Origin of the sequence: Streptomyces oryzae, assembly GCF_017676365.1 — a bacterium.
Lineage (GTDB): Bacteria > Actinomycetota > Actinomycetes > Streptomycetales > Streptomycetaceae > Streptomyces > Streptomyces oryzae.
The window spans coordinates 1-4949 of sequence record NZ_JADKMA010000312.1 but is presented as its reverse complement, the minus strand read 5'-3'; the positions used below and the strand labels follow the sequence as shown (position 1 = coordinate 4949).

Sequence of the window (4949 nt, the reverse complement as noted above, 5' to 3'; positions counted from 1 at the left end):
CAACCCCTCCGGCCGCACCAGCACCTCAACCTCCCGCCCCACCGCAGGGCACTCCCCGTGCACCGGCAGCAGATGCCCCAGCACCTCAACGGCCCCACCCTCCCGCACGACACCGGGCAACCGGTTCATCGTGCCGACGAACTCCGCGACGAACGGCGTCGCGGGCCGCTCGTACAGCTCGTTCGGCGAAGCACACTGTTCCAGGCGCCCGTCCTTCATCACCGCGACGCGGTCGGCCATCGACAGCGCCTCCTCCTGGTCATGGGTGACGAAGACGGTGGTGATGCCCAGTTCCAGCTGAAGGCGCCGGATCTCCTCGCGCAGCTGAAGCCGCACCTTGGCGTCGAGCGCGGACAGCGGCTCGTCCAGCAGCAGGATGCGCGGGCGGATGGCCAGCGCGCGGGCGAGCGCGACCCGCTGCTGCTGGCCGCCGGAGAGCTGGTGCGGATAGTGCTTCTCCCGCCCCGGCAGCCCCACCAACTCCAGCAACTCGGTGGCGCGCGCGGCCCGTTCCGCCTTAGGAGCTTTGCGAACGCGCAGCCCGTAAGCGACGTTCTCCGCAGCGGTCATGGTGGGGAAGAGGCTGTAGGACTGGAAGACCATGCCGATGTCGCGCCGGTTGGCGGGTACGGCCGTCACATCCTCGCCGCCGATCAGCAGCTCGCCGCTGTCGGCGGTCTCGAACCCGGCGATGATCCGCAGCGCCGTGGTCTTGCCGCAGCCGGACGGGCCGAGCAGGGCGACGAGTTCGCCGGGCGCGACCTCCAGGTCGAGCCCGTCGAGCGCGGCGCTGCCCCCGAAGGAGCGCCGCAGGTCACGCAGGCGCAACCCGACGCCGCCCGCGCCACGCCGGGCTGACTGCGCCTTCTCCCCAGTGGTATCGGCCTGCTTCTCAGTGGTGGCGGTGGTCGTCATACGGTCGTCTTCCTCCGGTCGCGGACCAGCCGGCCGCGGGTACGTCCGCCGGCGATGTTGGTGAGCAGGAGCAGCAGGCCCCAGGTGATGAGCAGGCTGAGCATGGCGGCGGCGACGGAGAGCTGCGCCTCGTACTCGCCGACGTGCACCATCCATACGGAGAACGGCTCGAACCCGAGTACGTTCGCGACGGTGAATTCCCCGAGCACCATGGCCAGACTCAGCACGGCGCCGCTGACGATGGCGGGCCGCAGATTGGGCACCACGACCCGGCACAGCGTGCCCAGCCGCGAGGCGCCCAGGCTGCGCGAGGCTTCCACCAGGGTCCGCAGGTCGACGGCGCGCAGCCCCGCGTCCAGCGAGCGGTGGAGGAACGGCAGCGACATCACGGTGTAGACGAGGACCAGGACCAGCGGAAAGCTCTTGTTGTGCAGCGCCTGGAAGGTGCCCCACAGCGGGGTGTCCGCCAGGTCCTGCTCCCAGGAGAGCACCGTGCTGACCCCGGCCACCAGCGCGACCGGCGGCACGATGAGCGGCACCATGCACAGCACCTCGACCACGCGTCGCAGCCCGGGCAGCCGCAGCGCGACCACCACCATGGTCGGCACCATCAGCGCCAGCCCGAGCGCCACGGTCGCCAGGCCGAGCCGTACCGACAGGCCGAGGGCGGCGGCCATGTCCGCGTCGTGCAGGCCCTTGGCGTACGCGCCGAAGGTGACGCCCTCGGCGGGGTCGTCCACGGTGAACCACAGCGAGGCGGCGACGGGGGCGAGGAAGTAGAGCGCGGCCAGCAGCAGCACGAGGACACCGCCCCACGGGCGCCTGCGTGCGGTACGCGGAACACGCGCGGTACGCGAAACAGCGGTCATCCCAGCCATCGGTTGCTCCGTCGTTGCAGCGGGATCTGTACGGCCATCACGAGCAGCGCGATCACCACCATGTTGAGGCTCATGGCGAGGGCCAGATTCTCCTGGCCGACCAGCACGTTGCCGGCCAGCGCGTTGGCGATCTGGATGGTGATCAGCGGCACCGAACTGCCCGTCATCACGGCGGCGGTGGCGTGCGAGGCGAAGGCGGTGCCGAACATCAGCACGGCGCCGCCCAGCAGCGAGGGCGTCAGCACCGGCAGTCCCACGTGCCGCCAGAACTGCGCCCTGGTCGCCCCGCAGGAGGCGGCGGCCTCCCGCCACTGGGCGCGGACGCCGTCCAGCGCGGGCAGGACGGTGACGACCATCAGCGGCACCATGAAGTACAGATAGGCCAGCACCAGACCGGTGAAGGTGTAGAGGCTGAACCCGGTGGCCTTCAGGTGCAGCAGCCGCGTCACGGTGCCGGTGGTGCCGAGCGTGGCGATGAAGGCGAACGCCAGCGGCGCACCGCTGAAGTTGGCGAAGACACCGGACGCCGAGACGACGGCCTTGCGCAGCGCGGTGCTGCGGGTGCCCAGCAGGGCCTGCGCGATGACGGTGCCCAGTACGGTGGCCAGTACGGCGCTGAGCAGCGAGAGTTTCACGCTGCCCGCCAGCCCGGTGGCGTACGCGCCGGAGAGCGAGTGCCGCACGTTGTCCAGGCTGTAATGGCTCGCGCCGGTGCCCGGGTCCACGACGGTGAACGCGTTGTAGGCCAGGGTGCAGGCGGGCAGGCCGAAGCAGACGGCCATGAAGGCGAAGTACGGGACGACGGCGGGCCAGCGCCACCGGCCCGCGCGTGCGGCGCGGGTGCGCCGTGCCGCCGGGGCCGGGGCGGGTGCGGGTGCGGGGTCCTCGCCGGTGCGGGCGGGCGCGGGGGAGGTCACAGCCATCAGCTGACCGCCGCGCCCCAGCCCTCGCTGATGGCCTGCTGCGCCTTGGCCTCCTGCGCGGGCGTGGGGAACTTCGGGGTCCCCTCGACCTCGGGGAGCTGGGCTGCGGCCTTCTTGTCCGCTGTGCCGTCCTTCTCCATCTCCTCCAGCAGCGCGGGCCGCGAGTAGCCCTTGAGCCAGATGTTCTGGCCCTCGGGGCTGTAGAGGAATTCCAGCCACAGCCGCGCCGCGGCCGGGTGCGGGGCGTACTTGTTGACGCCCTGGTTGTAGTACTGCGAGTACTGCCCGTCCTTGGGGACGTTGACCTGCCAGTCGACGCCCTTGGACTTCAGCTCGTGGCCGTAGCCGAGGTTGAGGTAGTCCCAGTCGATCGAAATGGGGGTCTCGCCCTTCTGGATCGTGGCCTTGGTGGACTCGACGGGCACGTAGTTGCCGGACTTCTTCAGCTTCTTGAAGAAGTCGAGCCCCGGCTCGACGTCGTCGAAGCCGCCGCCGTTGGCGAGCGAGGCGGCGATGACGGAGGAGAAGGCCGAGGAGGACTCGTTCGGGTTGCCGTTGAGGGCGACCTTGCCCTTGTACTGCGGCTCGAGCAGGTCCTTGAAGGTCTTCGGGCACTCCTTGACGGCCTTGGCGTCGCAGCCGATCGAGATGTAGCCGCCGTAGTTGTTCATGAAGGAGCCGTCGGCCTGCTTCTGGGACTTCGGTATCGCGTCCCAGCCCTTGACCTTGTAGGGGGCGAGCAGCTTCTTGGCCTTTGCCTGCTGCATGAAGGCGGTGCCCAGGTCGAGGGCGTCGACGGCGCGGTCCTGGCCCTTGCGCTTGGCGGCGGCGTTCAGCGCGCCCTGGCTGCTGCCGCCGGGGTCCTCGTTGTGGACCTCGATGCCGTACTTCTTCTCGAAGGTTTTGATCATCTGGCCGTAGTTGGCCCAGGTCGGCGCGAGAGCGTAGACGTTCAGCTCGCCTTCCTTCTTCGCCGCCTCCACCAGCTTGTCCATGCCGCCCAGGTCCGCGGCCGAACGCGCCTTGCCGGCCTTGCTGTCGGAGCCCTGCGCGGGTGCGGAGCCGCAGCCGGTGGCAGCGGCGGAGAGGGTGACGGCCGCTGCCGCCGCGGCCAGCAGGCGGCTCCGGCGGCGGCTCCTACGGCTGTGATGGTCTGCCTTCACGTTGACACTCCTGGGGTTCGCGCCCGTCACCTGTATGGACAAGCTCGATTCATTGAGCCAGGGCAAGCTAACAGCACCCGGCCCGCGCCGCAAAGCCGGAAGCACGCTCAAATGCCCAGCTCAAAGCGTTATTTGCGAACAGGTTTAGCGATGTTCACCGTGGATACAAGTAACCGACCGGGCTGCCGAGTGTGCGCACTGCTGCGCACAGATGGCATGATCGGGCGAAGCCCGCGCAGCCGTAGCGGGTCCGCGCAGCCCTGGCGCAGCAATTCGAGGAGCCGCCCCATGCCCGAGCCCGCCCGCCACGAGCGGATCGCCGACGAGCTGCGCCGCGCCATCGCCGACGGGCGCTACCCGGTCGGCGCCACCCTCCCCTCCGAGGCCGAGCTCGCCACCGCGCACGGCGCCTCCCGCGGCACCGTGCGGCAGGCCGTCTCCGCGCTGCTCGCCGAGGGCCTCATCGGCTCGCGGCAGGGCGCCCGCCGCGTCGTCCTGTCCACCACACCCAGCCAGAGCTTCACCGAGCTGCGCAGCTTCGCCCAGTGGGCCCGCGCGGGCGGCCGTACGGCGGGCGGACTGGTGCTGGCCTCCTCCTGGGAGAGCGCCCGCGCCGAGGAGGCCGGACTGCTCCAGGTACGGCACGGAGCACCGGTGCTGCGCGTACTGCGCGTCCGCACGCTGGACGAGGAGCCCGTGCTGCTGGAGCGCACCGTTTACGCGGAGTGGATCGGCACCGCCGTCGAGGCACTGCCCGCCGACTGCGAGTCGGTCACCCAGCAGCTCTACGACGACACCGGCCTCGTCTTCGCGCACGGCGAGCACCACATCGACGCGGTGGCCGCCGGCACCGCGGACGCCGAGCATCTGATGGTGCGCCGGGGCAGCCCGCTGCTGCGCGTCCGCCGTACGACCACGACGGCCGACGGCCGCCCCGTGGAGACCTCCGACGACCGCTACCGCCCCGGCTCCGTCGTCTTCACCGTCCGCAACTCCACCCAGACCAACCCGCTGGCGCGCACCCGCGCGTGAGCGGCCGCCCCCGACGCCCCCCCGACGACGAAAGTACG

5 protein-coding genes are annotated in these 4949 nt (G+C 70.7%); 1 reads left to right on the top strand and 4 read right to left on the bottom strand.

Annotation, left to right across the window (positions count from 1 at the left end):
* From ITI46_RS33120 to ITI46_RS33105, 4 genes are all read right to left on the bottom strand, one after another.
* Nucleotides 1-915 (bottom strand): ABC transporter ATP-binding protein (locus ITI46_RS33120; RefSeq protein ID WP_209243648.1); only part of this gene is annotated, 915 nt, incomplete at its 3' end.
* Nucleotides 912-1793, bottom strand: coding sequence for an ABC transporter permease (locus tag ITI46_RS33115; protein ID WP_372452133.1), 882 nt, complete (start codon nt 1791-1793; stop codon nt 912-914). The genes ITI46_RS33115 and ITI46_RS33120, both read right to left, overlap by 4 nt.
* The gene (locus ITI46_RS33110; RefSeq protein ID WP_209243647.1) at nt 1781-2716 is read right to left on the bottom strand and encodes an ABC transporter permease; all 936 of its coding nucleotides are present in this window, start codon (nt 2714-2716) and stop codon (nt 1781-1783) included. Before ITI46_RS33110 ends, ITI46_RS33115 begins: the two co-directional genes overlap by 13 nt.
* Nucleotides 2716-3831 (bottom strand): ABC transporter substrate-binding protein, encoded by a 1116-nt coding sequence (locus tag ITI46_RS33105; RefSeq protein ID WP_209243649.1) that lies wholly within the window; start codon nt 3829-3831, stop codon nt 2716-2718. Before ITI46_RS33105 ends, ITI46_RS33110 begins: the two co-directional genes overlap by 1 nt.
* Nucleotides 3832-4167: 336 nt before the next feature.
* On the opposite strand from ITI46_RS33105, the gene ITI46_RS33100 reads away from it, so the two are divergent.
* On the top strand, nt 4168-4911 hold the full coding sequence (locus tag ITI46_RS33100) for a GntR family transcriptional regulator (RefSeq protein WP_209243646.1): 744 nt from the start codon (nt 4168-4170) through the stop codon (nt 4909-4911).
* The last annotated feature ends 38 nt before the right edge of the window (nt 4912-4949 follow it).